The sequence below is a fragment of the Streptomyces sp. N50 genome, assembly GCF_033335955.1.
Lineage (GTDB): Bacteria > Actinomycetota > Actinomycetes > Streptomycetales > Streptomycetaceae > Streptomyces.
On sequence record NZ_CP137549.1, the window covers coordinates 546,264 to 569,079 of the forward strand.

A 22,816-nucleotide genomic window follows, 5' to 3' on the forward strand; every position below is an offset into this window, starting at 1 on the left:
GTGTTGCGGTCGCTCACGCGGCGATCCGCTCGGCGTTCTCCGCGGTGATGCCCTTGGTCGAGGCGATCACGTTCTTGAGCTTCTTGGAGAGTGCCTCATAGAACATGCTCAGCGGAAACTCGTCCGGAAGCACGTCATCCACGAGTTTCCGCGGCGGCAGGCTCAGGTCCAGGGCGTCGGGACCCTTGGCCCACTTGGAGCCCGGGTGCGGGGCGAGGTAGGTCGCGACCAGGTCGTAGGCCTTGAACCAGTGGACGAGCTTGGGGCGGTCGATGCCCGCGCGGTAGAGGTCCTCGATCTCGGCGCACAGCTGGTTGGTGACCTCGGGGGCACGTTGCCAGTCGATGTGCAGCTTGTTGTCGGTCCAGCGGACGACGTCGTGCTTGTGGAGGTAGGCGAAGAGGAGCTGGCCGCCGAGTCCGTCGTAGTTGCGGACGCGCTCGCCGGTGACCGGGAAGCGGAACATGCGGTCGCAGAGGACCGCGTACTGCACGTCACGCGCCTGCGGGACGCCGTCGGCCTCCAGCTTCACGGCCTCCTTGAAGGCGGTGAGGTCGCAGCGCAGCTCTTCGAGGCCGTACATCCAGAACGGCTGGCGCTGCTTGATCATGAACGGGTCGAAGGGCAGGTCGCCGTGGCTGTGGGTGCGGTCGTGGACCATGTCCCACAGGACGAAGGCCTCCTCGCAGCGCTTCTGGTCGTCGACCATCGTGGCGACGTCCTCGGGCAGTCGCATGCCCAGGATGTCCACGGCGGCCTCGGTGACCCGGCGGAAGCGGGCGGCCTCGCGGTCGCAGAAGATGCCGCCCCAGGAGAACCGTTCCGGCGCCTGGCGTACGGCGATGGTCTCCGGGAAGAGCACGGCCGAGTTGGTGTCGTAGCCGGACGTGAAGTCCTCGAAGGTGATGCCGCAGAACAGCGGGTTGTCGTAGCGGGTCGCCTCCAGCTCGGCCAGCCAGTCGGGCCAGACCATGCGCAGGACGACCGCTTCGAGATTGCGGTCGGGGTTTCCGTTCTGCGTGTACATCGGGAAGACGACCAGGTGCTCAAGGCCGTCCCGGCGGTTCGCGGCGGGCTGGAAGGCCAGCAGGGAGTCGAGGAAGTCGGGCACCTGGAAGCCGTCGGCGGCCCACTGCCCGAGATCCCTGACCAGTGCGGCATGGTAGGCCGCGTCGTGCGGGAGCAGCGGAGAGAGCTCCTCGACGGCGCCCGTCACGCGGCGCACGGCGGACTCGGCCTCCGCGCGGCCCGGGGCACCCTCGGCCGCGAAGTCGATCGAGCCGTCCTTCGACTGCCATGGCCGGATCTGCTCCACGGCGTCCTTGAGCACGGGCCATGCCGGATGCCCCACCACCGTGGTCACGGGAGGAAGCCGCTCCTCAAAACCCACCTGCACAAGAATTTCCGTCATGTCCCATCCTCCACGGGAGAACCTCGCGTATGAACACCGTATGCGTTCACGGTTTCTCCCAGCAAGGGGAGCCTACGCAAATTATCCTGCGCCCCCTGACCGTCACCGCTCTTTTTCCTGCCGGACACAAAGAAGGCGATTACTTCCGCTGTGGCGGGGTAGGCCTGCGAGCGCTCTATCCAGGGGGGCGGTTTCGGTCAACACCGGCGGGGCTCGCCCACGGTCGGGTGACGGCGTCGCCCCGTAGGCTCGAAGCGCACCCCGAATCCGCCGTGTACGCGCGGGTACAACGCCGGGCCCGGCCACTAGGCTGCGGCTCTGCCGCGTGGACGCCGATGTCCGGCCGCGCCCACGCGCGCGTGCCGAGCCGCCGTCGACGGAAGCGAGTCGAACCTTGAACTTCCTCACCATCGGTCACCGCGGAGTCATGGGTCTCGAACCCGAGAACACCCTCCGTTCCTTCGTCGCCGCCGAGCAGGCAGGCCTCGATGTCATCGAACTCGATCTGCATCTGAGCAAGGACGGCGCGCTCGTCGTCATGCACGACGCGGACGTGGACCGTACGACCGACGGGACCGGTCCGATCGCCGAGCGGACCCTCGGCGAGCTGCGCACCCTGGACGCGGGCCGCGGCGAGCGCGTCCCGACCTTCGACGAGGTCCTGGACGCGGTCGAGTCGCCGGTCCAGGCCGAGATCAAGGACCTGGCGGCGGCGCGGGCGCTGGCCGAGGTCATGCACCGGCGGAACCTCGTCGAGCGGGTCGAGGTGTCCTCGTTCCACGACGAGGCGATCGCCGAGATCGCCCGTCTCGTGCCTGGCGTACGCACCGCGCTGATCGCCAGCCGCTTCGGCCCCGACGTGGTGGAGCGCGCCACCGAGGCCGGTGCCGAGACGGTCTGCCTCAACATCCGCCGGCTGACCCTGGAGGTCGTCGAGGCGGCCCGCAAGGCGGACTTGAGGATCATCGGCTGGGTGGTGAACACACAGGACCAGCTGCGGCTCGTCCGCGCCCTGGGTCTGGACGGCGCGACCACCGACTACCCGGAGATCAAACGAACGGGCCGCTTCACGGCGTAACCACCGTGCCGGTCAGGCGAGTTCCTTGACCAGCAGCTCGAACTGCAGGTCGTCGCGCTGCGGAATGCCGAACCGCTCGTCGCCGTACGGGAACGGGGTCATCCGGCCCGTACGGCGATAGCCGCGGCGCTCGTACCAGGCGATGAGGTCGTTCCGTACGGAGATCACGGTCATGTGCATCTCCCGCACACCCCAGGTCTCCCGGACCGTGCGCTCCGCCTCCGCGATGATCACCTTGCCGAGACCGCCGCCCTGGAACTGCGGGCTGACGGCGAACATCCCGAAGTAGGCGTAATCACCCCGGTGTTCGAGCTGGCAACAGGCGACGACCTGCCCGCCGCGCTCGACGACGAGCAGCCGGCTGTCGGGCGACTTGATGACCGCCAGCACGCCCTCGGGATCGGTGCGCTGCCCTTCGAGGATGTCCGCCTCGGTGGTCCAGCCGGCCCGGCTGTCGTCCCCCCGGTAGGCCGACTCGATCAGCACGACCAGGTCGTCCACATCGGCGTCGGTGGCGTCGCGGAAGGTCGGTCCGGTGGCGGCGGTGTCCATGGTGCACAACTCCGATCAGGGCGCGGCTCAGGCAGAGACGAGGGTAACGCGGCCCCCGCGACTAGGCTCCGGCCGCATGGTGCACGTACTGAGCAGCCGTATCCTCCTACGCCCCACCGACCCCGAACGCTCCCGGGCCTTCTACGGCGACCAACTCGCCCTGCCCGTCTACCGCGAGTTCGGCACGGGCCCGGAACGCGGAACCGTCTACTTCCTCGGCGGCGGCTTCCTGGAGGTCTCCGGCCGCTCCGACACCCCGCCCTCCCCCGCCGTACAACTGTGGCTGCAGATCGCGGACGCGGCGTCCGCGCACGAGGAGCTGCGGGCGAAGGGCGTCGAGATCGTCCGGCCACCGCTGAAGGAACCCTGGGGCTTGGTGGAGATGTGGATCTCGGACCCGGACGGCACACGGATCGTGCTGGTCGAGGTCCCGGAGGATCATCCGCTGAGGTACCGGCCGGGGATGTAGGCCTACGGCGGCCGGGGCGCCCTCTTCCGGGCCGGATGGCCGGGGCCGTGGCGCGGGCTTAGCGTGCTGGGAGGGGAGCTTTCTGCGGAAGGAACGCCATGAAGCTCGACAGGCCGGTGACCGGTGGGCCCTGCTGGACCGAGCTCGGGACCAGTGATCTGGAGGCGGCCAAGGGGTTCTACTCGGACGTGTTCGGCTGGCGCCCGGAGACCGATCCCCGGCCGGAGGCGGGCGGTTACACGGTCGCGCACATCGGTGACGCGGCGGTCGCCGCGCTGACACCGCTGTTCCAGGAGTCGCAGCCCGTGGCGTGGAACGTGTCGTTCGCGGTGACGGACTCCGACGCGACGGCGGAGCAGGTGCGTGCGGCGGGCGGAACCCTGCTCATGGAACCGATCGACGTGTTCGACATCGGCCGCTTCGCGGTCGCCCTGGACCCGGGCGGCGCCGCGTTCCAGATGTGGCAGGCGCGGACCTTCCCCGGCGCCGGGCTGTTCAACGCGCCCGGCGCGCTGGGCTGGGTGGAGTTGCTGACGCGGGCGCCCGAGCGGGCCGAGAGCTTCTACACGACCGTGTTCGGCTGGACCGTCCGTCCCTCGGCGCACTACCCGCAGTGGGGCATCGACGGCGCCGACTTCGGCGGCATGATGACGATGGACGCGAAGTTCCCACCGGAGGTGCCCCCGCACTGGCTGCCGTACTTCGCGGTGGCCGACGTCGACGCCACCGCTGCGGTGGCTACGGAGGCAGGTGGCACGGTCCTGATGGAGCCGACGTCCATCGGGGACGTGCGGCGCATCGCGGTGCTGCGGGATCCGCAGGGGGCGATGTTCGGGGTGTACGCGGCGGGCGACGAGGGGCACTGAGCCACCCGCCCGCGTCCCGTCCTCAGGCCAGCCGCGTCACCGTCACCGTGTCGATCACCGGTGCGTACGCGCTGCGTTGGCCGTACTGGTTCCTGGAGTGGCCGTCGTGGTCCGGGAGTTCGTCGGCGGTGAAGGTGAGGGTGTTGGCGCCCTGGTCGAGGGTGACGGGGACGGAGAGGTCGTGGAAGTTGTTGAAGTGGAAGGTGGTGGGGAACAACACGCGCTGTGGGACCGACCCGTTGATCGAGATGTCGGCGTGGCGGCATACCGGGTCCGGGTTGTAGTGGGTGGCGGGCGCCTGCTCGGCGTTGGAGTAGCGGATCGTGAGCGCGTGACGGCCGGCCCGCTCCGCCGTCACGGTGAGCGTCAGCGCGTTCGCGGGACCGCCGCCGATCCCGTCGACCGCCTTGCCGCCCGTGGCGAACGTGTAGGCGCCGGTGACCCGGGCGCTGCCGGTCGTGGTGCCTTCCTCAGCCGGGTGTGTGGAGGTGGGGAGGAGGCCGCGTGATGGGCCTACCTGTAGGCGGTCCAGGACCAGTTGGTCCGACATGGCGGTGACGGTGACCTTGTTGATGCCCGACGTGAGGAACAGGGGAGCCGGGGATCGTTCAACAATCCCCATGTCATCTCCCTCCACCATCCCCACGTTCTCCCCGTTGATCGTCAACTCGCCCTCCCCGGAGCCGATCCGATCAACGCCCACAGCCGCCTCCCCGTCCTCCGCCGCGTGCACCCAGAACGTGGCGGTACCGCCCCTCGGCAGCACGACGACACCGGGCCCCGACGCTCCACGCTGCCCGTAGTCGACGCGAGCCCCACCCCCCAGGGCCGCGAACTCCGCGTCGTACAGCGCGGGCGCGGTCACCTGGTCGTCGCGCAGGGCGAGGTCCAGCCGGTCGACGACCGCGTCGCCCCGCGTGACTCCGAGGTCATGGTCCTGCGCGGCGAGGGTGATCGTGTGCGCGCCGGCGGTCAGTTCGACCCGGGTGTCGGTGTGGCCCCACACCGCCCACTTGTAGCCGAGCGGCAACCGGAGTTCCTGCGCGTGACTGCCGTCCACACGAAGGAAGACGTTGGTGGGCCCCTGCTCGCGCACCGCGTCGGCCAGGTTGTAGGAGTTGGCGAAGACACGCAGGTCGTACGTCCCGTCCTCCGGGACCTCCACGGAGAAGACGAGCACGCCGTCGGAACCGGTGCGCAGTCCGCCCACGTGGTAGCCGGTCGAGCCCGCGAACCTGTCGACGTCGGACGGAGACCCCTCGGGCCCGTTCAGCGAGTGACCGTCACCGATGTAGGCCGCGTCCTCCGCCTGGTACGAACGCCGCCAGCCGACCGAAGGAGGCAGCGCTACGGCTCCGTTGCCGCCCGGGGACAGAATCACCTGGTACGCCGACATCGCCTCCAGGTCGGTCAGACGCAGCGTCACTTTGCCGTCCACTACGGCGAGTTCGCGATCAGTCAGCCTCAACGGCTGTGCGGAGAAGCCGACTTGACCCGTCCAGGGGATCTCAAGAAGCCGCACATGGACGGTCGTACCGAAGATGTCGGAGTCGACGTGCTCGATCACGACGTCCGCCGACCCGCCCGCACCGCCGAGCAGGACCCGCGCCTGCCGCTTGGCGCGGTCGAGTGCGGCGACGCCCTGGAGTGTGTAATGGACGTTGGGGTGGGGCGCGGTGACCTGGACGGTGTTGCCGGTGAACTGCCCGTAGGCGTTGAACAGCCACCACTGGCCGTTGCCCTTGTTGGCCTCCACCACCGAGTCGTTGAGGTTGCCGTCGATGTTCCAGTACGCCATGTCGGCGTCGACCTTGGACTCCTCGATCGCGGCGATCCACTGGATCATCTGGCCCGGGACGGACAAGTGGTAGTTGTGGGCGTACTCGTTGATGTTGACGGGCAGCGGGCCGATGCCCAACTCCCGTTCCACAGCACGGTACTTGGCGACGCTCGTGCGGATCTCGTCGGGCGTGGTCAGCTCGTGCCAGGTGATGACGTCGGGCAGGACGTCCTCGGCCTTGGCGAACTCCAGGAAGCCCCTCACCTCGTCATACAGGAGGCAGGTGTTCGGACCGGCGATGCGGGCGCCCGGGTCGAGTTCCTTGATCAGCCGGTAGATGTCCCGCCAGGCGGTGAAGTAGCGGTGCGGGTCGCTGCGCCAGGAGGTCCGGTCGTAGCTCCACTCCTCCGTCCCGAACATGTTGCCCTCGGGTTCGTTGAACGGGACGTACACGACATGGGACTTGTACGTGCCGAGCGCCAGCACCTGGTCGACCTGGCGCCGGACGCGGGCCGTGAAGTCGGCGAGGCGTTCGGCTCCGGTGTCGCCGGGCCATTCGTAGGGGAAGCCGCGGTAGATGTCGGTCATGTAGACGTAGACGTCCTGGCCGCCCGCCTCGACGAAGGGGCGCAGGATCTCCAGGGCGTCGGCGCCTGGGTGCTGGGTGCCGTCCTGGGCCTTGGTGGAGACCGTGCGGACGTACATGCCCTCGACGGCGTTGCGGCTGGGGACGCCGTCGCCGTACAGGCCGTAGAGCGTGCCGCTCGCGCCTCCGTGGAAGGGGCCCGTGTCGGTGCCGAGGTCGATGGTGAGGTTCCCGGAGGTGGGAGCGTCGGAGGCTTCGGCTGCCACGGCATCAATCCCTTGTTCGGCATGTCGTACGTCGGTCGGCTTCCCGGACCGGCTTGATCGAACGTAGGGAGATCACGCGACTCGCGTCAACGGTCCGTCGGCGCCCGCGTACGGCGGGTCAGACGCGCAGCATGCCCAGCCGGCCTTCCAGCTGGACCAGCAACTCGCCGAGCAGGGAGGCGAGTTCGCCCTGTCCGGGGGTGTCGAGACCGGCGAGCACGGTCGTCTCGTAGGCGAGCTGCTCGGGCAGGATCGCGTCGACGAGGTCGCGGCCGGTGTCCGTGAGGCGGACATGGGCGACGCGCCGGTCGCGGGTGTCACCCCGGCGCTCGACCAGCCCGCGTTCGGTCAGCAGCTTGAGGCGCTTGGTGACGGCGGCGCCCGAGGAGAAGGTCTCCCGGGTCAGCTCGCTCGGCGTCAGCTCGTGCCCGGTCCGCCGGAGCGCGCCGAGCAGGTCGAACTCGGGGCGGCTGAGCCCGGCCCGGCGCAGCGGCGCGTCCTCGGCCTGCTGGAGCAGGGCGGCGCAGCGGTTGATCCGGCCGATGATCTCCATCGGGCCGGTGTCGAGGTCGGGGTGCACGGCCTGCCACTGCCCGACGACGGCGGCGACCGTGTCACCCCGGGCCGCGCTCGGAGGGGTCGGGCGGGCCGCGCCGTCCCCGTCGACCGGCCGTCCGTTCATTGCCGTCATCCCCGTACGCCCTCCGTCTTTCCGCCCGTGCGCCGATCCACGGTCGGCCAGGAGTGCGACTCCCGGCGTCGTACCGTCGCGGCGAGCGTACGGTGTCCGGACCGCTCGGCGAACACGACCCGCTCCTGCGGCAGGGCGCGCTGCCACCACTCGCCGGACGCGGCGTCGACGGTGGCCCGCAGTTCGACGAGCGCGGCGGCGAGCGCGCGGTGCGCGGAATCGAGGCTCCCGCGCGCGGGAGCCTGCTCCGCCAGGAGCCGCGCGGCCCGCTCCCGGGTGCGTTCTACGGCGGTCAGCGCCTCCTCGATGCGGTCGGTCGCGCGCCGGTTGGTGACGGCGAACGCGGCGAGGAGACCGACCAGGGCGCCGACGAGGGTGTCCACGACCCGCTCGGTGATCAGCTCCCCGGGTTGCTGGGTCCGGGCGAACTCCGTGATGAGCAGCGCCATCGGGGTCACGCAGACGCTGCCGAGCCAGTAGTTGCGGCCGATGAGCGCCTCCGCACCGAAGTTGAAGGCGAGGCAGCACAGCACGAGGGCCGCGGGGTGCGCGTGGGCGAGCGGGGCGACCGCCGCGAAGACGAGCACCCCGGCGAGATTCCCGACGACCCGCTGCACGCCCCGGCCCCAGGTGAGCGTGATGTTGGCCTGGTAGAGGGAGGCGGCGGTGACGAGGGCCCAGTAGGGGCGGCCGACTCCGAGAGCGAGGGAGGCGTATCCGGCGAGGGCGCAGCCGAGCGCCGTGCGCAGCACGAGGGGGGTGAGCGGACCGAGCCTGGCCCACAACGGGCGGGCGGGGGCGGCCAGTTCGGCGTCCACACCGAGGAGTTCGTCGGCTACGGCGCCTGCCGGGGCGTCGGTCCGCGGGACCGGTCCCCTGCCGCGCAGTTCGCGGGCCCAGGTGCGGAGCAGTTCCGGGTCGGCGTCGGCGGGCGCGGCGAGGGCGACCTCGGCACGGACGAGGAGGCGTTCGAGAGCACGTCGGGGCTCGGCGCGGGCACCGGTCGCGAGCAGGGACTGCCAGGCGGCGTGGACGGCGGCCGCCGCGGCGGCACGCGCGCGTGCGTGGCCGTCGCCGGTGCCGCGGGTGGCGGCGTACGTCGCAACGGCGTTCAGGGCCTGGGCGGTGGCGCGGCGCTCCGGGCCGTAGGGGCGGACGAGTGCGGGAGCCATGCCGACGAGCCATGCCCAGGCGCCCGCGGCGGTGGCCAGCGCGAGGTGGCCGGGGACCTGGCCGAGCGTCTGCGGCGCGAAGAGCGAGGCCGAGCTGATGAAGGTGAGGACGACGTTCCCGGGCGGGCCGATCCGGGTCGCGTCGCACAGGCCCTTCTGTACGGCGGCCAGGGCGGCGCCGACCGTGACCAGCACGACGGCGTTCGTGGTGAGGGAGGCCGTGACCAGCGCGACGGCGAGACCGGCGATCATGCCGAGCACCACCCACACCAGGGCGCGGGCCCGGGCGGCGTACGGCTTGTTGTGGGCGTAGAGCGCGCACAAGGAGCCGGCCATCGTGTACATCGCCAGGTCGAGGCGGCCGAGGGCCAGCAGGGTCAGGTTGGGCGGGGCGACCGAGGCGACCGCGCTGAGCGCGGGCTTGAACCAGATGTCGGAGGGCCGGCCGAGGCGCAGTACGCCGGTGAGCGGAAGACGTCGGACGCGTGGGGTGGGGGCGGGGGTCGCACTGCTCATGGGAAACAAGTTTAGCAGGTGTTTTACTCGTGAAACATTTCCGCCGGGCATGCCCCGGGGGCGCCACTGACCTGCCGCGCTCCGTCGAGTGCTCCCCATGTACACCGTTGCGCTTGATTGCGCCCCGTGCGGCAAGGGCATCCTGTGACCGAACGTCGACGGGGAGCGATGTCCGGGGTGGAACGGGGGATGCGCGTGCATGGTGGACCGGCTTCGCCCGGCTGGCTGTTGGTCGCGCTGTGCGCGGCGACCGGGGCCTACTGCCTGCTGCGGATGCGCAGCCCCGTCGAGGAACAGCGCCGGGCCGCGGGCGGCGAGGCGCTGATGGGCTTCGGCATGGCCGCGATGGCCGTGCCCGCCGCGGTGTTCACGCCACCGTCCTGGGCGTGGCCCGGCTACGCGGCGGTGTTCGGCGCGGCGGCGCTGCGCGCCCTGTGGTCGGCGCGCAGGAGCCCGCATCACGTGCACCATCTGCTGGGCACCGCGGCCATGGTCTACATGGCGCTCGCGATGGCCGCCTCACCCGCGCACCACCACGAGCACGGCGACTCCGGAGTCCCGCTCGTGACAGGTGCGTTGCTCCTCTACTTCGTGGGATACGTGCTGCTGTCGGGCATCCGGTTGGTGCCGGTCGCCGGAGGGGCCACCGGCGCGGCCGTCGGGGCCGGGAGCGTCGGCTGGGGCGACCGGCCGGAGTTGGCGCGGGCGTGCCGGCTGTCGATGGGGATCGGCATGGTCGCGATGTTGTTGACGCTCTGAACATCCGAGGATCCGAGGCACTGTACGGAATCGTGGTCTGCGTCACTTTGCCGTAACAAGCCGTACCCCTGATCACCGCGGCGCTCATAGGGTGCTCCCATGATGGTCCCCGCGGCACTGTTGCTGCTCGGCGCCTTGGCCGCCGTCGTCGCCCCACGGCTGCTCGCCCGGGCCGACTGGCCGGACCATGAGCCGGTGCTCGCGCTGTGGGTGTGGCAGTGCGTGGTGGCGGCCGTCCTCCTGTGCTGCGCCCTGTCGATGACGCTCAGCGCGGCCGCCGCGTGGCAGGCGGTGCGCGGCCATGTGTTCGCCAACGCCCCGCACGCGGTCGTGGACGCCTATCCCCTTGTGGCGAACGGGCCTTGGGCCGCCACGACCGCGGTGACCCTCGCGTGCGGCGGGGCGTGGACCGCGGCGATGCTGGTCCGTGAGGTCGTACGGGCCCGGGCGCGACGCCGGCTGCGCAGGGCCGAACTCCTCGTGCGCGCCCCGGTGTTGCCCGGCGAGGAGCCCGGTGCCGAGCCGCTGGTCATCCTGGAGGGGGAGCGGCCGGACGCGTGGTGGATGGCCGGTACCGCGCCCCAACTGGTCGTCACCACAGCCGCGTTGAGGCGCCTCAAGGGGCGGCAGCTGGACTCGCTGCTCGCGCACGAACAGGGGCACGCCCAGGCCCGGCACGACTGGCTGCTGCACTGCTCGGGCGCGCTCGCGAACGGGTTTCCGCAGGTGCCGGTGTTCGCCGCGTTCCGGGACGAGATGCACCGGCTGGTCGAACTCGCCGCCGACGACATGGCCTCCCGGCGCTTCGGCCGCCTCACCACCGCCCTCGCCCTGGTCGAACTCAACGAGGACCGCGGGGTGTTCGGGCCGTGCCCCACCCCGCACGCGCATGTCCCGCAGCGGGTGAACCGGTTGCTCACTCCCCCGGACCGCCTCACGGCGATGCGCCGCCTGGGCTGGACCGCGACGGCGGCACTGGTGCCGGTGGTTCCGGTCCTGGTGGCGTTCGTGCCGGGGCTGCGGGCGCTGGGCTGAGGCGGGCCGGGGAAGGGACCACGCGGAGGCGGTCCCCGGGCGGGGTTGGCTCCGCCCGCCGCCGGTCGGCGAGGATCGTTCCATGCACTCCCCGCCCCGCCCGCACCTCCGCCGGACAACCAGCGTCACCCTCGCCCTGTGCTCCGCGCTGCTCCTCACCCTGGTCGCGGCGGAATGGCGTCCGCTGATCGACGTCGACGAGCGGATCGCCCGGACCGCACATCGCCGGGCGGTCGAGAACCACGGCCTGACGCATACGTTCCGCATCCTGACGGACTGGGTCTGGGACCCGCTGACCCTGCGCCTCATGTGTGTGGCAGCCATGGTGTGGCTGGTGTGGCGGCGTTCAGCATGGTGGACGGCTCTATGGCTGGCGGCCACATGTGCACTGGGCACCCTGCTCCAACAGACCCTGAAGGCACTGATCGACCGCCCCCGCCCGGTATGGCCCGACCCCGTCGACTCGGCCCACTACGCCGCCTTCCCCTCGGGCCACGCCATGACCGCCACCGTGGTCTGCGGCCTGCTGCTGTGGCTCCTCCACGACTACGGCACCGGCCGCGCTGTATGGCGTACGGCCATGGTCCTGGCCGTGATCTCCGTCGCGGGTGTGGGACTCACCCGTGTGTGGCTGGGCGTGCACTGGCCGTCGGATGTGGTGGGCGGGTGGCTTCTGGGGGCGCTGGTGGTGGCGGTGGCCGTGGGGGCGTACGAGCGGTTGCCGGCGTGAGCGCGGCCGGGTGGCGGCATCGCCATGTCGGACCGGCGGAGTCGCGGACCACGGTGCGGCCGGGGACCTGAGGGCCTGGCCGGCCGGACAGGCGACAGCCGACTCGGCCGAACCCTTCACTTTCCGTGGTCGGCCTGGATGAACGGCTGCGTCCGGCGCCGCGTCGGAGTGAGCACGTGGCGCGTGCCGGGGGCCCCGATGCGCAGGGCGCGGGCGGGATGAGGTTCGGGCGGGCGGCGGGACTCTGGGTCGCCCAGGAGGTCAGCAACCCGTCCACCGGCTACCGCCCGCACCTCGGCTCATGGGACGCGGTGGCACGCGCACTCGACCAGGCCGGTACCAAAGGCGCTGGCCCCGCCGAGTCGAATGTCGCTGCGTAAGATCACCGCATGAATGCCGTCCTCTTCGACTTCTCCGGAACCCTCTTCCGTATCGAGTCCACCGAGTCCTGGCTGCGTGCCGTGTTGCGCGAGACCGGAATCGCGCTGCCCGAACCGGAGTTGGCCGAGGCGGTGCGGGCGCTGGAGTCGGCGGGGGCGATGCCCGGCGGGGCGCAACCGGAGCAACTGCCCGAGGAATTCGCGGAGATGTGGGCGATCCGGGACGAGAGTTCCGCACTGCACCGGGCCGCGTACACCGGCGTCTCCCGTCAAGTCCCGCTCCCCGACCCGGCGTTGCACGACGCGCTGTACGACCGGCACATGACGCCGGCCGCGTGGACGCCGTACCCGGACACCGAGGACGTGCTGCGGACCCTGCGCGAGCGCGGGATCGGCGTGGGGGTGGTCAGCAACATCGGCTGGGACCTGCGGCCGGTGTTCCGCGAGCACGGGCTCGACCCCTACGTGGACGCGTACGTCCTGTCGTACGAACACGGCATCCAGAAGCCGGACCCGCGGCTGTTCACCGTCGCCTGCGAGGCGCTCGGCGTCGACCCGAAGGACGTGCTGATGGTCGGCGACGACCGGCGGGCGGACGGCGGGGCGGCGGCGCTGGGGTGCGGGGTGCACTTCGTGGACCACCGGCCGGTGACGGAGCGGCCGGACGGTCTGCGGCCCGTGCTCGAACTGGTCGGGCAGGGGCGGGGGTTGGGCGGGATCCGGGGGCTGACCGATCACCGGGTCGATCCGGGTCGCAGCCCCCGGATCACCACGGCGGAGCAACCTCGAACCAATCGTCAATTACAGGTTGACGATAGCGGATCGTCAATTTAAAGTTGACGCATGAGCCCACTCGACATCAGCCTCGCCGATCTGATCGCCCGCCTCGACGAGGAGCTCCCCGACACCGACGAACTGGCCCGCATCAGCGAAGCGCGCCTGCGCGCCCAGACCCTGTCCGACCTCGGTGACCAGCTCATCGACCACTACGTCAGCAAGGCCAAGCAGGTCGGCGCGTCCTGGACCGAGATCGGCGACGCCATCGGAGTGTCCAAGCAGGCCGCCCAGCAGCGCCACGCACCCGGCCCTTTCGAGCGGTACACGAACCTGAACCGGCACAGCATCGTGCTGGCCCAGGAGGCGGCCCGGACGCACAAGCACGACTCCATCGGCACCGAGCACCTCCTCCTCGGCCTGCTCGGCGAACCGCGGGGCCTCGCGTACGAGGTGCTGGTGGCGAAGACCGAATCGGAGCAGCGCGTCCGTGACGCGATCGCGGAAGCGCTGCCGCCGGCCGGGAAGAAGGCGCCACGGGGTCACATCGCGTTCCGGCCGGAGAGCAAAGAGGCCATCGAGCAGGCCCGCCGCGCGGCGGCCGACCTCGGCCACGACTGGGTCGGCACCGAGCACGCGCTGCTCGGCCTGATCCGCGTCGAGGAGAGCCAGGCCGCGCGGATCCTGCGCGACCTCGGCTTCACCTCGGAAGAACTGCACGAGACGGTCAAGGCCGAGATCGCCAACAGGCTTGCCGCGCGCGGCAATTAGCGAGGAATCGACCAGTGGCCGCGGAGCACCGGGCCGCCGCGGTCACCCCGCCCCGTCAGTTCACCCCTGATACCCCTCCACCTCGGACTCCGGCCGCACCCGCGCCTCGTCCGGGTTCTCCCCGAACTCCACCTTCGCGCGGCGCTGGCGCAACAGATCCCAGCACTGGTCGAGTTCACGTTCCAGTTGCCCGAGGCGCTGATGCTCCGTGGCGCTGTCGATCGCGCCGGACGCGACGGCCTCCCGGAGCTTGCGCTCGTCGTCGACCATCTCGTTGATCCGCGCGAAGATCTGCTGGTCCTGCTCCATGCCCGTGCGCCTCCTCGGCTCGACACCCGTGCCCACTCTAGGGACGGATCACGTGCCGTGCGACAGATGTGCGAGAAGGCGGCGCCAGGCACCGGTTCAAAAGTCGCCCGAGGAAACCATTGGGGTGAAAAGGAGCCGCCCGCCTGAGACGATCCCCCGCGTCGCCCCAGACGGACGGCAGCATGCGCCAGGCCCCCTCGACGGGAGACCCGGACGTCCTGAGTATAGTTGGCTGATAGCCAGTCAACGCAGGAGTTACAGCATGTCCCCGCGAAGCGCATCGGTCAATGAAGAGTTGCGCAGGCGTTCCCGGGAACGGCTCCTGCAGGCGGCCCTGGAGCTGGTCAGCGAGCGCGGGTACGAGGCCACGACCTTGGGCGACATCGCGGACCGGGCCGGTTCGGCGCGCGGACTGGTGTCGTACTACTTCCCCGGAAAACGCCAGCTCGTCCAGTCCGCCGTACACCGTCTGATGCACCGGACGCTGGAGGAGGCCCTGGAGCGCGAGCCCCGGACCGACGACGGGCGGGAGCGGATGGCGCGGGCCATCGACGCGATCCTGGGTCTCGCGCACGACCGGCCCGTGCTGATGCGCCAGCACATGGCGGGGCTGCTGCAGGGCGAGGGCTTCGTGCAGTGCCCGGAGCAGCGGCGCCTGTCCGAGCTGCTCGGGCAGACGATCGCGCGCTACGGATCGGGGAACGTCCCCTCCGACTACCCCATGCTGCGCGCGCTGCTCATGGGCGCGGTCTACTCGGCGCTCGTGCCGGGGGTGCCGATGCCGATCCCGGTGCTGCGCACCGAGTTGTTCGAACGGTACGGACTCGACTGGGAGTTGGGGATCCCGCCGGAGGCCCGTGCGCGGGCCGGGACACCCGAGACGGACTTGTCACGGTTCTTCGCGACGGACGACAGATCCACTCCCCCGCCCCCGGCCGAAGACCCGGCCGACGACCGGCCGACCGAGCCCTCCGACGCGTAACTTCCCTGTTCAGCGCCGGGCATGACGAGGTGTCAGAAACCCCGCGTCCCGCGCCTGCGAGATGAGCCGAAGCGACCGGCGCCGACTGTGCCCGGTCGCGCACATCACCGCGAGGACGGGATCAACTCCCTCCTCCTGCGCGGCGCGATACTCCTGAGCGATCTGCCACCGCCCCTCGATGCCCCGCGGCCAGGCCGGCCGGGCCCGGCGCGCTCCGCCCGACTCCACGTCCTCCTCCCCGGGTTGCAGCCCGCACGCCTCGAAGAGCGGCCCCTCCAGCCAGTCGGCCAGCACCGTCAAGTCGTCGAGGGACAGGGCGGGTTGGGCCCGTACGTCCTCGACGGAGACGGTCTGCTCACAGACCACGGCGAGCGCGTCGACCCGGGCGCCGTCGGGGAAGGCGAGCCGGACATGGAACCACGAGGTGGCGCCGTCGTGCTCCTGCACTTCCCACGCGGGCCACACGGACACCGCGCCGTCCGACGGAGAGCGATCAGAAAGATTAACGAAGGATGCTTCTAGCACATACGCAACGTAACCGCATGATCACATTCCATACGAACGGACACGCGCGCCCCCAGCGCGTACGGGTGCGTCCGGCACCCTGTCAGCGGAGCACCGGTGGTGCGATCCTGGACGTGTCAGTGGTCTGGCGAATGAGCGTTCTCCTGCGTGCCTGACGGGTGAGGAGTTCCGCCGTGCTGCGTGTCGCCGTCGTCGGCTCCGGGCCGAGCGGGGTCTACACCGCCCAGAGTCTGGTCCAGCTGGAGCCCGGGGTGCTGGTCGACGTCCTGGACCGGCTGCCGTGCCCGTACGGTCTGGTGCGCTACGGCGTGGCACCGGACCACGAGAAGATCAAGTCGCTGCAGAACAACCTGCGCGCGGTCCTGGAGCACGAGCGGGTGCGGTTCCTCGGCGGGGTGCTCGTGGGACCCGGCGGGCTGTCGGCCGCCCGGCTGCGGGAGCTGTACGACGCGGTCGTGTACTGCGTGGGTGCCGCCACCGACCGCCACCTGGGGATTCCCGGCGAGGAGCTGCCGGGCAGCTGGTCGGCGACCGAGTTCGTGTCCTGGTACAGCGCCCACCCGGACACCACCGCCGACGGGTTCGTGCTCGGCGCGCGCTCGGCCGTGGTCATCGGCGTGGGCAATGTCGCGGTGGACGTCACGCGGATACTGGCCCGCGGCGCGGCCGAGCTGAGCCGCACCGACATCCCCCAGGCCGCGCTCACCGCGCTGGCCGCGAGCGGGATCACAGACGTCCACATGGTCGGCCGGCGCGGCCCCTCGCAGGCCCGCTTCACCACCAAGGAACTGCGCGAACTGGGCGGCCTCCCGGACACCGAAGTGACCGTGGATCCGGCCGAGTTGGCGCTGGACCCCGACTGTCTCGACCCCTCCGCCCTGCCCGGCGCCCAGCGCCGCAACGTGGAGGAACTCCGCCGCTGGGCCGCACTCCCGCCCCAAGGCGCCGCACGCCGTATCCACCTCCGTTTCTTCCTCCGTCCCGTCCAACTCCTCGACGACGCGGGGCGCGTGGGCGCGGTCCGCTTCGAACGCACCGCGCCGGACGGGCGGGGCGGAGTGGTCGGAACGGGTCGATTCGAGGAGATCGAGGCGCAGTTGGTGCTCCGCTCGGTGGGTTATCGCGGAGTGCCGTTGGACGGGCTGCCGTTCGACGCCGAGCACGGCACCGTGCCGCACCGGGCGGGCCGGGTCGTACGCGATGGGCGGACCGTGCCCGGCGAGTACGTGGCCGGCTGGATCAAGCGGGGTCCGACCGGCGTCATCGGCACCAACCGCCCGGACGCCAAGGAGACGGTGACGTCCCTGCTCGCCGACGCCTCCATGCTCGTACGACGGGATGTGCCCGAGGACCCGCTCCCCGCACTGCGCGCCGAGGGGATCGAGCCGGTCCAGTGGGGCGGGTGGGAGGCCATCGAGCGGGCCGAGGCGGAGTTGGGGGCCTCGCTCGGGCGGGGTGGTGTGGTCAAACTGCCGGACTGGGATGCCCTGCTGGCGGCGGCACGCGAGGCGCGCGCATAGAGATATGTGGGGCGCACACATAGCAGCAGGGCAAGACACACGGCGGCAACAACCCAGAAATCAACAAACTGTTCAAGGCGCCTACGGTCTCGAACTGTTCGCACGTTTCTCCCCTCTCCGCCGCTCAGGAGTGCCCATGGCCACGACCACACCCGTGCATCCCGTCGACGAGGTCCCACCCGTACGGCAGCTGGCCGCCTTCGGGCTCCAGCACGTGCTCGCGATGTACGCGGGCGCGGTCGCGGTGCCGCTGATCGTGGGCGGGGCCATGAAGCTGTCGGCCGCCGACCTGGCGTATCTGATCACCGCGGACCTGCTGGTGTGCGGGATAGCCACCCTCATCCAGTGCATAGGTTTCTGGCGGTTCGGCGTACGGCTGCCGATCATGCAGGGCTGTACGTTCGCCGCGGTGTCGCCGATGGTCCTGATCGGCACGACGGGCGGCGGACTGCCCGCGATCTACGGCTCCGTGATCATCGCCGGGCTCGCCATCGCGCTCCTGGCCCCCGTCTTCGGCAGGCTGCTGCGCTTCTTCCCGCCGCTGGTCACCGGCACGGTGATCCTGATCATCGGTCTGTCCCTGCTGCCGGCGGCGGGCAACTGGGCGGCGGGCGGGCAGGGTTCGAAGGACTTCGGTGAACCCAAGAACATCGCGCTCGCCGCGTTCGTCCTCGCGGTCGTGCTCGGAGTGCAGCGGTTCGCGCCGGCCTTCCTCAGCCGGATCGCGGTGCTGATCGGCATGGCGGTGGGACTGGTGGCCGCGGTGGTGTTCGGGTTCACGGACTTCAGCGGGGTCGGGGACGCCGACTGGGTCGGCATCAGCACGCCGTTCCACTTCGGTACGCCCACCTTCCACGCCTCGGCGATCGTGTCGATGCTGGTGGTGGCGCTGGTGACGATGACCGAGACGACCGGTGACCTGATCGCGGTCGGCGAGATGACCGACCGCAGGATAGAGCCGCGTTCGCTCGCGGACGGGCTGCGCGCCGACGGCCTCTCCACCGTCCTCGGCGGCGTCTTCAACACCTTCCCGTACACGGCGTACGCCCAGAACGTCGGCCTCGTCGGCATGACCCGGGTCCGCAGCCGCTGGGTCGTCGCGGTCGCCGGCGGCATCCTCGTCGTCCTCGGTCTGCTGCCCAAGCTGGGCGCGGTCGTCGCGGCGATCCCGGCGCCGGTGCTCGGCGGCGCGGGTCTGGTCATGTTCGGCACGGTCGCGGCGAGCGGTCTGCGCACCCTGGCCCAGGTCGACTTCAAGGACAACCACAACCTCACCGTCGTCGCCGTCTCGGTGGCCGTGGGCGTGCTCCCGGTCGGGGTGCCGACGATCTACGCGCAGTTCCCGGACTGGTTCCAGACGGTGATGAACAGCGGCATCAGCGCGGGCTGCCTGACGGCGATCGTACTGAACCTGCTCTTCAACCACCTTCCGGCGAAGGGGAGTTCGCCCGCGACCAGCGCTGCGGCTCCCACCGGCGCTGTCGCGGAGGAGCCGGTCGTCTAGGGCCGATCCGGCGGATCCTGTCGCGGACGCGGGGCGTGGCACGCACTCCCCGCTGCCCAACAGGCGTGTGGCACAGCGGCGTTGCGGTCGGTAGCCGGCTCCCCCTTCTCGGCGCCCGTGACGGCAGCCGTTGACGTCGACGCCCCTTCCGCCTCGCAGCCGCAGGCACAACTCCCCACTCACCGGCCCCGATCAGGCACCGCCGATGCCCTTCGCCCTGATCAGCGCAGTAGTCCGGCAGGGACCGTCGCGGCCAACACCCCGTACCCCGCCGGATTGAGATGCAGCCAGTCGCCGACCTGGAGGGACGGGAGCAGTCGGCGCGGGTCGGCCGGATCGCGTACGGCGCGGTCGAAGTCGAGGACCGCGTCGAAGCAACCGGCCGTGCGGATCCAGGAGTTGACCGTCCGGCGGGAGGACTCACGCTCTCCCGCCGGGTCGTCGTAGGTGTTGCCGCCGAAGGGGAGCAGGGTCGCGCCGTAGACGCGGATGCCCTGGGCGTGGGCGCGGACGACGATCTGGGCGTAGGCGGCCAACAGGTCCTCGGTGACCCGGTGTTGGGCGGTGGGGGTCGCGTCGGCGGTACCGATGTCGTTGACGCCCTCGAAGACGATGAGGCGGGTGACCCCGCTGCGGGAGAGGACGTCGCGGTCGAGGCGGGCGAGGACGTTGGGGCCGAGCCCGTCGTCGAGGACGCGGTTGCCTCCGGCGGCCTGGTTCAGGATCGCCACGGACGCGGTGGCGGGGTGGGCGCGGAGGCGGTCGTAGAGCTGGTCGGGCCAGCGGTCGTTGGCGTTGGTCGTGGAGCCCCGGCCGTCGGTGAGCGAGTCGCCCACGATCGCTACGGCCGTGCTCGCGCGCGGGGCCAGGACCTCGACGTCGCTCAGCAGATACCAGTGGTCGACCGGGGTCGCCCCGGGCAGTAGGTCCTGGTCCTCGGTGTGGTCGCCGGTGCGGAGGTACGACGTCGTGCGTGAGCCAGGGTGCGAGGTGAGCGCGAGCGAGGGCTGGCCCGTCGCCAGGTACGTCGTCACGGTCAGGACGGACGCGGGGCGCAGGTCCAAGTCCAGGGGGTCGGAGACCAGTTGGGCGCCGACGGGGACGGTCGCCGATCCGCGTCCGGCGAAGGTCACCGGTCTGCTGCTGCCGGGCACGATCGCGCTCGCTCCCGCCCTGCCGTCCTGCGGGAGCGCCAGTGTCACGCTGGTGAGCGGGAGCGGGGTGTCGCCGTAGGCGTTGGAGAAGCGCAGGCGCAGCTTCCGGCCGCCGGTGGTGACGCGGAGTGTCTGGCGCAGGGTGGTGTCGACGAGGACCGAGGCGGTCCCGGTGAACGGCGCGGGTGGCAGGTTGCCGGGCTCGGTGAGCTGGGGCATCGCTGTCCAGGTGTTCACCCAGTGCGCGGCAGGAGGGGCCGAACTTCCCTCGGCGCTTGCGGGGTTGGTGGCGACCAGGGCCGACAGCGCCGTTGCCGTCGTGGCGACGATCGCTGTCCGTCTCGTGGGCTGCACGGAACCTGCCTTCCTCTGAAGAGAGTTGGGGCACTAGGGCGCGCGCCGAGGGTGTCGGGCACGCACCCCGCGATGGGTCAACCGACCGTGCAGGCCGTCCCGTTGAGCGTGTAGGCCGTCGGCGCCGCGCTGTTGCCGGTGTGGTTCGCCTGGTACCCGATGGTCACGCTCGCGTTGGGGGCGATCGCGCCGTCGTAGGAGGCGTTGGTCGCCGTCACCGCGCCGGAGGCCGGTGCGTAGGTCGCGCCCCAGCCGTTGGTGATGGCCTGGCCGGTGGGCAGGGTGAAGCCCAACTGCCAGCCGTTGACGGCACTTGTCCCGGTGTTGGTGATGGTCACGGAGGCGGTGAGGCCGGTGTTCCAGGCGCTGGTCGTGACGGTCACCCTGCAGGGGCCGGTCGAGGGCGGGGGTGTGGTGCCGCCGCCGGTCAGGCCGAAGAAGGTGAGGACGCGGGAGCCCATGCCGTAGGTGTAGAGGTTGTGGGTGACGCCCTGGAGGCTGATCGCCTCGACGGGGGCCTGGTCACCGGTGGCGCCGTAGCGGGTGCGGGTCCAGCCGGTCGCCGGGGTGTCGGTGGCGGCCGGGGTCTGGCTGACGCCCTGCACATTGGTCCACTGTTTGATCTCCTCGCCGAAGTTGGGGTAGCGCAGCGTCTCGTCGGCGGTGCCGTGCCACAGCTGTATGCGGGGGCGCGGGCCGGTGTAGCCGGGGTCGGCACCCCGGACCACGTCGCCCCATTGCTGCGGGGTTTGGATGACCGTGCCGTTCGCGCAGGCGGTGTTCCACTCGGAGCCGTCCGTGGTGGCGAAGCAGCCGAACGGCACGCCGGCGAAGGCGGCGCCCGCGGCGAACACGTCGGGGTAGTCACCGAGCAGGACGTTCGTCATCATCGCGCCGGAGGAGATGCCCAGGGCGTAGACGCGGGAGGTGTCGGCGGAGTACGTGCTGGTCACCCAGTCGACCATCGACTTGATGCCGACCGGGTCGCTGCCGCCGTCGCGGTGCAGGGCCTGCGGCGAGGAGACGTCGAAGCACTTGCTGGCGCGGGTGACCGACGGGTAGACGACGATGAACCCCAACTGGTCGGCCAGCGAGGCGTATTCGGTGCCGGAGTACATCGCCGGGCCTGATCCCCCGCAGTAGTGCACGGCCACGACGATCGCCGGGTGCGCGGTGACGGCGGCCGGGACGTACACGTACATCTGGAGGCTGCTGGGGTTGGCGCCGAAGCCGGTGACCTCGGTGAGGGTCGCGGTGGGGACGGCCTCGGCACGGGCGGCGGCCGGGGGTGCCAGGAGGGTCAGGGCCGCGAGGAGCGGCACCAGCGCTCCGAAGACCGCGACGAGTACCGAACGCGGCTTTCTCCGGGCGGACTTGAGGGTGTTGTCGGCTGTGGGGCGCACGTCATCGTCCCTTCCTGAGCGCGGCTCGTGCGGCTCGTGCTGCATCGTTCGACGTCGTTCGGAGGGGGAACCATCGGCATCGTGGCATGGACATGAGCCCCATGGAAGCGCTCCCACGCCTCGAATAGTTTCGCGCGGAGCGTTGACTAGAAAGCGCTTGCACCCTACCTTCCGTTCAGATGTGTGACCGCAGTACCTCTCGCGGCACGCCTTGTTCACGTACGCGATCACCCGACCCCTCCGAAGGGACACACCCGCATGCGTACTCGCTCCCGAAGGCCGGCACTGACAGCTGCCGCATTAGCCACCGTCGCCGTGTTCGCGCTCCCCCAGTCCGCGTCGGCGGTCGACGCCTCGCCGGTCGGTTTCGGTGCCGGGACGACCGGCGGCGGCAGCGCCTCGGCGGTCACGGTGTCGACGCTGGACGCCTTCAAGTCAGCTGTCACCGGCGCCAGTTCGAAAGTGGTGAAAGTCAACGGGCTGATCTCCCTGAGCGGTCAGGTCGACGTCGGGTCCAACACGACGGTCCTGGGCGTCGGTTCGGCGTCCGGGTTCACCGGCGGCGGGCTGCGCCTGAAGAACGTGACGAACGTCGTCGTCCGCAACCTCAACATCAGCAAGTCGGTCGCGCCCGCCGACGGCATCACCGTGCAGGCGTCGACGAAGGTGTGGATCGACCACAACGCCTTCTCGTCCGACCTCGACCACGGCAAGGACTACTACGACGGCCTGGTCGACATCAGCCATGCCTCCGACTACGTCACCGTCTCCTGGAACACCTTCAAGAACCACTACAAGGGCTCACTCGTCGGCCACAGCGACAACAACGCGAGCGAGGACACCGGGCATCTGCGGGTGACCTACCACCACAACTGGTTCGACCAGGTCAACTCCCGTATCCCCAGCCTGCGTTTCGGCACCGGGCACTTCTACGACAACTACGTCGTCGGCGCCGAGACGGCCGTGCACTCACGCATGGGTGCCCAGATGTTCGTCCAGAACAACGTCTTCCGGGACACGGAGGTCGCCGTCACGACGAACCGGGACAGCGACGTGGACGGTTACGCCAACCTCAGCGGCAACGACCTCGGTGGAGCCGCCACCGAGATCTCGCAGGTCGGCACGTTCACCAGCCCGCCGTACAGCTACACAGCCGAGCCCGCCTCGACCGTCGTCGCCTCGGTGACCGCGGGCGCGGGCACCGGAAAGCTCTGACCACTCCCCCACCT

The 22,816-nt window shown here is 70.7% G+C and carries 21 protein-coding genes and 1 pseudogene; 13 read left to right on the top strand and 9 right to left on the bottom strand.

Going from position 1 to position 22,816, the window contains the following annotated elements; all coding sequences use genetic code 11:
- Window positions 1-13: 13 nt before the first annotated feature.
- On the bottom strand, window positions 14-1,411 hold the full coding sequence (locus tag R2B38_RS02510) for a DUF6421 family protein (protein ID WP_318014733.1): 1,398 nt from the start codon (window positions 1,409-1,411) through the stop codon (window positions 14-16).
- 394 nt (window positions 1,412-1,805) lie between these two features.
- Here R2B38_RS02510 and R2B38_RS02515 point away from each other — a divergent pair, with 394 nt between their 5' ends.
- Window positions 1,806-2,489 carry a glycerophosphodiester phosphodiesterase gene (locus R2B38_RS02515; protein ID WP_318014734.1) on the top strand — a complete coding sequence of 228 codons (684 nt, stop codon included), beginning with the start codon at window positions 1,806-1,808 and terminating at the stop codon, window positions 2,487-2,489.
- A 12-nt stretch (window positions 2,490-2,501) separates the two neighbouring features.
- On the opposite strand, the gene R2B38_RS02520 is transcribed toward R2B38_RS02515, so the two are convergent.
- Window positions 2,502-3,041 (bottom strand): GNAT family N-acetyltransferase, encoded by a 540-nt coding sequence (locus R2B38_RS02520; RefSeq protein WP_318014735.1) that lies wholly within the window; start codon window positions 3,039-3,041, stop codon window positions 2,502-2,504.
- 76 nt (window positions 3,042-3,117) lie between these two features.
- Here R2B38_RS02520 and R2B38_RS02525 point away from each other — a divergent pair, with 76 nt between their 5' ends.
- Window positions 3,118-3,510 (top strand): VOC family protein, encoded by a 393-nt coding sequence (locus R2B38_RS02525; RefSeq protein ID WP_318014736.1) that lies wholly within the window; start codon window positions 3,118-3,120, stop codon window positions 3,508-3,510.
- Window positions 3,511-3,608: 98 nt separating this feature from the next.
- A complete protein-coding gene (locus R2B38_RS02530; RefSeq protein ID WP_318014737.1) occupies window positions 3,609-4,376 on the top strand; it encodes a VOC family protein in 768 nt (255 codons plus the stop codon).
- Window positions 4,377-4,398: 22 nt separating this feature from the next.
- Here the strand turns inward: R2B38_RS02530 and R2B38_RS02535 are convergent, their stop codons facing one another.
- The 3 genes from R2B38_RS02535 to R2B38_RS02545 all read right to left on the bottom strand — a co-directional run bounded on the left by R2B38_RS02535 (window position 4,399) and on the right by R2B38_RS02545 (window position 9,387).
- Window positions 4,399-7,008 carry a cellulosome protein gene (locus R2B38_RS02535; protein WP_318014738.1) on the bottom strand — a complete coding sequence of 870 codons (2,610 nt, stop codon included), beginning with the start codon at window positions 7,006-7,008 and terminating at the stop codon, window positions 4,399-4,401.
- Window positions 7,009-7,126: 118 nt separating this feature from the next.
- On the bottom strand, window positions 7,127-7,699 hold the full coding sequence (locus R2B38_RS02540) for a MarR family winged helix-turn-helix transcriptional regulator (RefSeq protein ID WP_411978417.1): 573 nt from the start codon (window positions 7,697-7,699) through the stop codon (window positions 7,127-7,129).
- On the bottom strand, window positions 7,696-9,387 hold the full coding sequence (locus R2B38_RS02545; protein WP_318014739.1) for an FUSC family protein: 1,692 nt from the start codon (window positions 9,385-9,387) through the stop codon (window positions 7,696-7,698). Before R2B38_RS02545 ends, R2B38_RS02540 begins: the two co-directional genes overlap by 4 nt.
- 189 nt (window positions 9,388-9,576) lie before the next feature.
- Between R2B38_RS02545 and R2B38_RS02550 the strand changes: the two genes are divergently transcribed.
- From R2B38_RS02550 to R2B38_RS02575, 6 genes and pseudogenes are all read left to right on the top strand, one after another.
- The gene (locus tag R2B38_RS02550) at window positions 9,577-10,146 is read left to right on the top strand and encodes a DUF5134 domain-containing protein (protein WP_411978418.1); all 570 of its coding nucleotides are present in this window, start codon (window positions 9,577-9,579) and stop codon (window positions 10,144-10,146) included.
- 99 nt (window positions 10,147-10,245) lie between these two features.
- Window positions 10,246-11,181: a M56 family metallopeptidase gene (locus tag R2B38_RS02555; RefSeq protein ID WP_318014740.1), complete on the top strand. Its 936-nt coding sequence runs from the start codon at window positions 10,246-10,248 to the stop codon at window positions 11,179-11,181.
- Window positions 11,182-11,263: 82 nt separating this feature from the next.
- A complete protein-coding gene (locus R2B38_RS02560; protein WP_318014741.1) occupies window positions 11,264-11,911 on the top strand; it encodes a phosphatase PAP2 family protein in 648 nt (215 codons plus the stop codon).
- 176 nt (window positions 11,912-12,087) lie between these two features.
- Window positions 12,088-12,291 carry a hypothetical protein gene (locus R2B38_RS02565; RefSeq protein ID WP_318014742.1) on the top strand — a complete coding sequence of 68 codons (204 nt, stop codon included), beginning with the start codon at window positions 12,088-12,090 and terminating at the stop codon, window positions 12,289-12,291.
- 9 nt (window positions 12,292-12,300) lie between these two features.
- Window positions 12,301-12,987, top strand: a pseudogene (locus R2B38_RS02570) (HAD family hydrolase); the annotation flags it as partial.
- Window positions 12,988-13,134: 147 nt separating this feature from the next.
- Window positions 13,135-13,836 carry a Clp protease N-terminal domain-containing protein gene (locus tag R2B38_RS02575; RefSeq protein ID WP_318014743.1) on the top strand — a complete coding sequence of 234 codons (702 nt, stop codon included), beginning with the start codon at window positions 13,135-13,137 and terminating at the stop codon, window positions 13,834-13,836.
- A 60-nt stretch (window positions 13,837-13,896) separates the two neighbouring features.
- On the opposite strand, the gene R2B38_RS02580 is transcribed toward R2B38_RS02575, so the two are convergent.
- Entirely contained in the window at window positions 13,897-14,145 is a 249-nt protein-coding gene (locus R2B38_RS02580) for a DUF2630 family protein (protein WP_033278377.1), read from the bottom strand.
- Window positions 14,146-14,407: 262 nt separating this feature from the next.
- Between R2B38_RS02580 and R2B38_RS02585 the strand changes: the two genes are divergently transcribed.
- Window positions 14,408-15,127 carry a helix-turn-helix domain-containing protein gene (locus tag R2B38_RS02585; protein WP_318014744.1) on the top strand — a complete coding sequence of 240 codons (720 nt, stop codon included), beginning with the start codon at window positions 14,408-14,410 and terminating at the stop codon, window positions 15,125-15,127.
- A 9-nt stretch (window positions 15,128-15,136) separates the two neighbouring features.
- On the opposite strand, the gene R2B38_RS02590 is transcribed toward R2B38_RS02585, so the two are convergent.
- Window positions 15,137-15,598, bottom strand: a complete 462-nt coding sequence (locus tag R2B38_RS02590) for a DUF6214 family protein (protein ID WP_033278375.1) — start codon at window positions 15,596-15,598, stop codon at window positions 15,137-15,139.
- Window positions 15,599-15,825: 227 nt separating this feature from the next.
- On the opposite strand from R2B38_RS02590, the gene R2B38_RS02595 reads away from it, so the two are divergent.
- Entirely contained in the window at window positions 15,826-17,172 is a 1,347-nt protein-coding gene (locus R2B38_RS02595) for an FAD-dependent oxidoreductase (RefSeq protein WP_318014745.1), read from the top strand.
- Window positions 17,173-17,308: 136 nt separating this feature from the next.
- On the top strand, window positions 17,309-18,676 hold the full coding sequence (locus tag R2B38_RS02600) for a nucleobase:cation symporter-2 family protein (RefSeq protein WP_318014746.1): 1,368 nt from the start codon (window positions 17,309-17,311) through the stop codon (window positions 18,674-18,676).
- A 221-nt stretch (window positions 18,677-18,897) separates the two neighbouring features.
- Here the strand turns inward: R2B38_RS02600 and R2B38_RS02605 are convergent, their stop codons facing one another.
- Entirely contained in the window at window positions 18,898-20,184 is a 1,287-nt protein-coding gene (locus tag R2B38_RS02605; protein ID WP_318014747.1) for an SGNH/GDSL hydrolase family protein, read from the bottom strand.
- A gap of 77 nt (window positions 20,185-20,261) precedes the next feature.
- A complete protein-coding gene (locus tag R2B38_RS02610) occupies window positions 20,262-21,587 on the bottom strand; it encodes a PHB depolymerase family esterase (protein ID WP_318014748.1) in 1,326 nt (441 codons plus the stop codon).
- Window positions 21,588-21,845: 258 nt separating this feature from the next.
- On the opposite strand from R2B38_RS02610, the gene R2B38_RS02615 reads away from it, so the two are divergent.
- A complete protein-coding gene (locus R2B38_RS02615) occupies window positions 21,846-22,802 on the top strand; it encodes a polysaccharide lyase family 1 protein (RefSeq protein ID WP_318014749.1) in 957 nt (318 codons plus the stop codon).
- Window positions 22,803-22,816 lie beyond the last annotated feature (14 nt).

What these genes read in the sequence shown, in the direction of transcription:
- R2B38_RS02510 (WP_318014733.1), bottom strand. Translation starts at nt 1,411, where the DNA reads ATGACGGAAATTCTTGTGCAGGTGGGTTTTGAGGAGCGGCTTCCTCCC.
- R2B38_RS02520 (WP_318014735.1), bottom strand. Translation starts at nt 3,041, where the DNA reads ATGGACACCGCCGCCACCGGACCGACCTTCCGCGACGCCACCGACGCC.
- R2B38_RS02525 (WP_318014736.1), top strand. Translation starts at nt 3,118, where the DNA reads ATGGTGCACGTACTGAGCAGCCGTATCCTCCTACGCCCCACCGACCCC.
- R2B38_RS02530 (WP_318014737.1), top strand. Translation starts at nt 3,609, where the DNA reads ATGAAGCTCGACAGGCCGGTGACCGGTGGGCCCTGCTGGACCGAGCTC.
- R2B38_RS02540 (WP_411978417.1), bottom strand. Translation starts at nt 7,699, where the DNA reads ATGACGGCAATGAACGGACGGCCGGTCGACGGGGACGGCGCGGCCCGC.
- R2B38_RS02545 (WP_318014739.1), bottom strand. Translation starts at nt 9,387, where the DNA reads ATGAGCAGTGCGACCCCCGCCCCCACCCCACGCGTCCGACGTCTTCCG.
- R2B38_RS02550 (WP_411978418.1), top strand. Translation starts at nt 9,577, where the DNA reads ATGCGCGTGCATGGTGGACCGGCTTCGCCCGGCTGGCTGTTGGTCGCG.
- R2B38_RS02555 (WP_318014740.1), top strand. Translation starts at nt 10,246, where the DNA reads ATGATGGTCCCCGCGGCACTGTTGCTGCTCGGCGCCTTGGCCGCCGTC.
- R2B38_RS02560 (WP_318014741.1), top strand. Translation starts at nt 11,264, where the DNA reads ATGCACTCCCCGCCCCGCCCGCACCTCCGCCGGACAACCAGCGTCACC.
- R2B38_RS02575 (WP_318014743.1), top strand. Translation starts at nt 13,135, where the DNA reads ATGAGCCCACTCGACATCAGCCTCGCCGATCTGATCGCCCGCCTCGAC.
- R2B38_RS02580 (WP_033278377.1), bottom strand. Translation starts at nt 14,145, where the DNA reads ATGGAGCAGGACCAGCAGATCTTCGCGCGGATCAACGAGATGGTCGAC.
- R2B38_RS02585 (WP_318014744.1), top strand. Translation starts at nt 14,408, where the DNA reads ATGTCCCCGCGAAGCGCATCGGTCAATGAAGAGTTGCGCAGGCGTTCC.
- R2B38_RS02600 (WP_318014746.1), top strand. Translation starts at nt 17,309, where the DNA reads ATGGCCACGACCACACCCGTGCATCCCGTCGACGAGGTCCCACCCGTA.
- R2B38_RS02615 (WP_318014749.1), top strand. Translation starts at nt 21,846, where the DNA reads ATGCGTACTCGCTCCCGAAGGCCGGCACTGACAGCTGCCGCATTAGCC.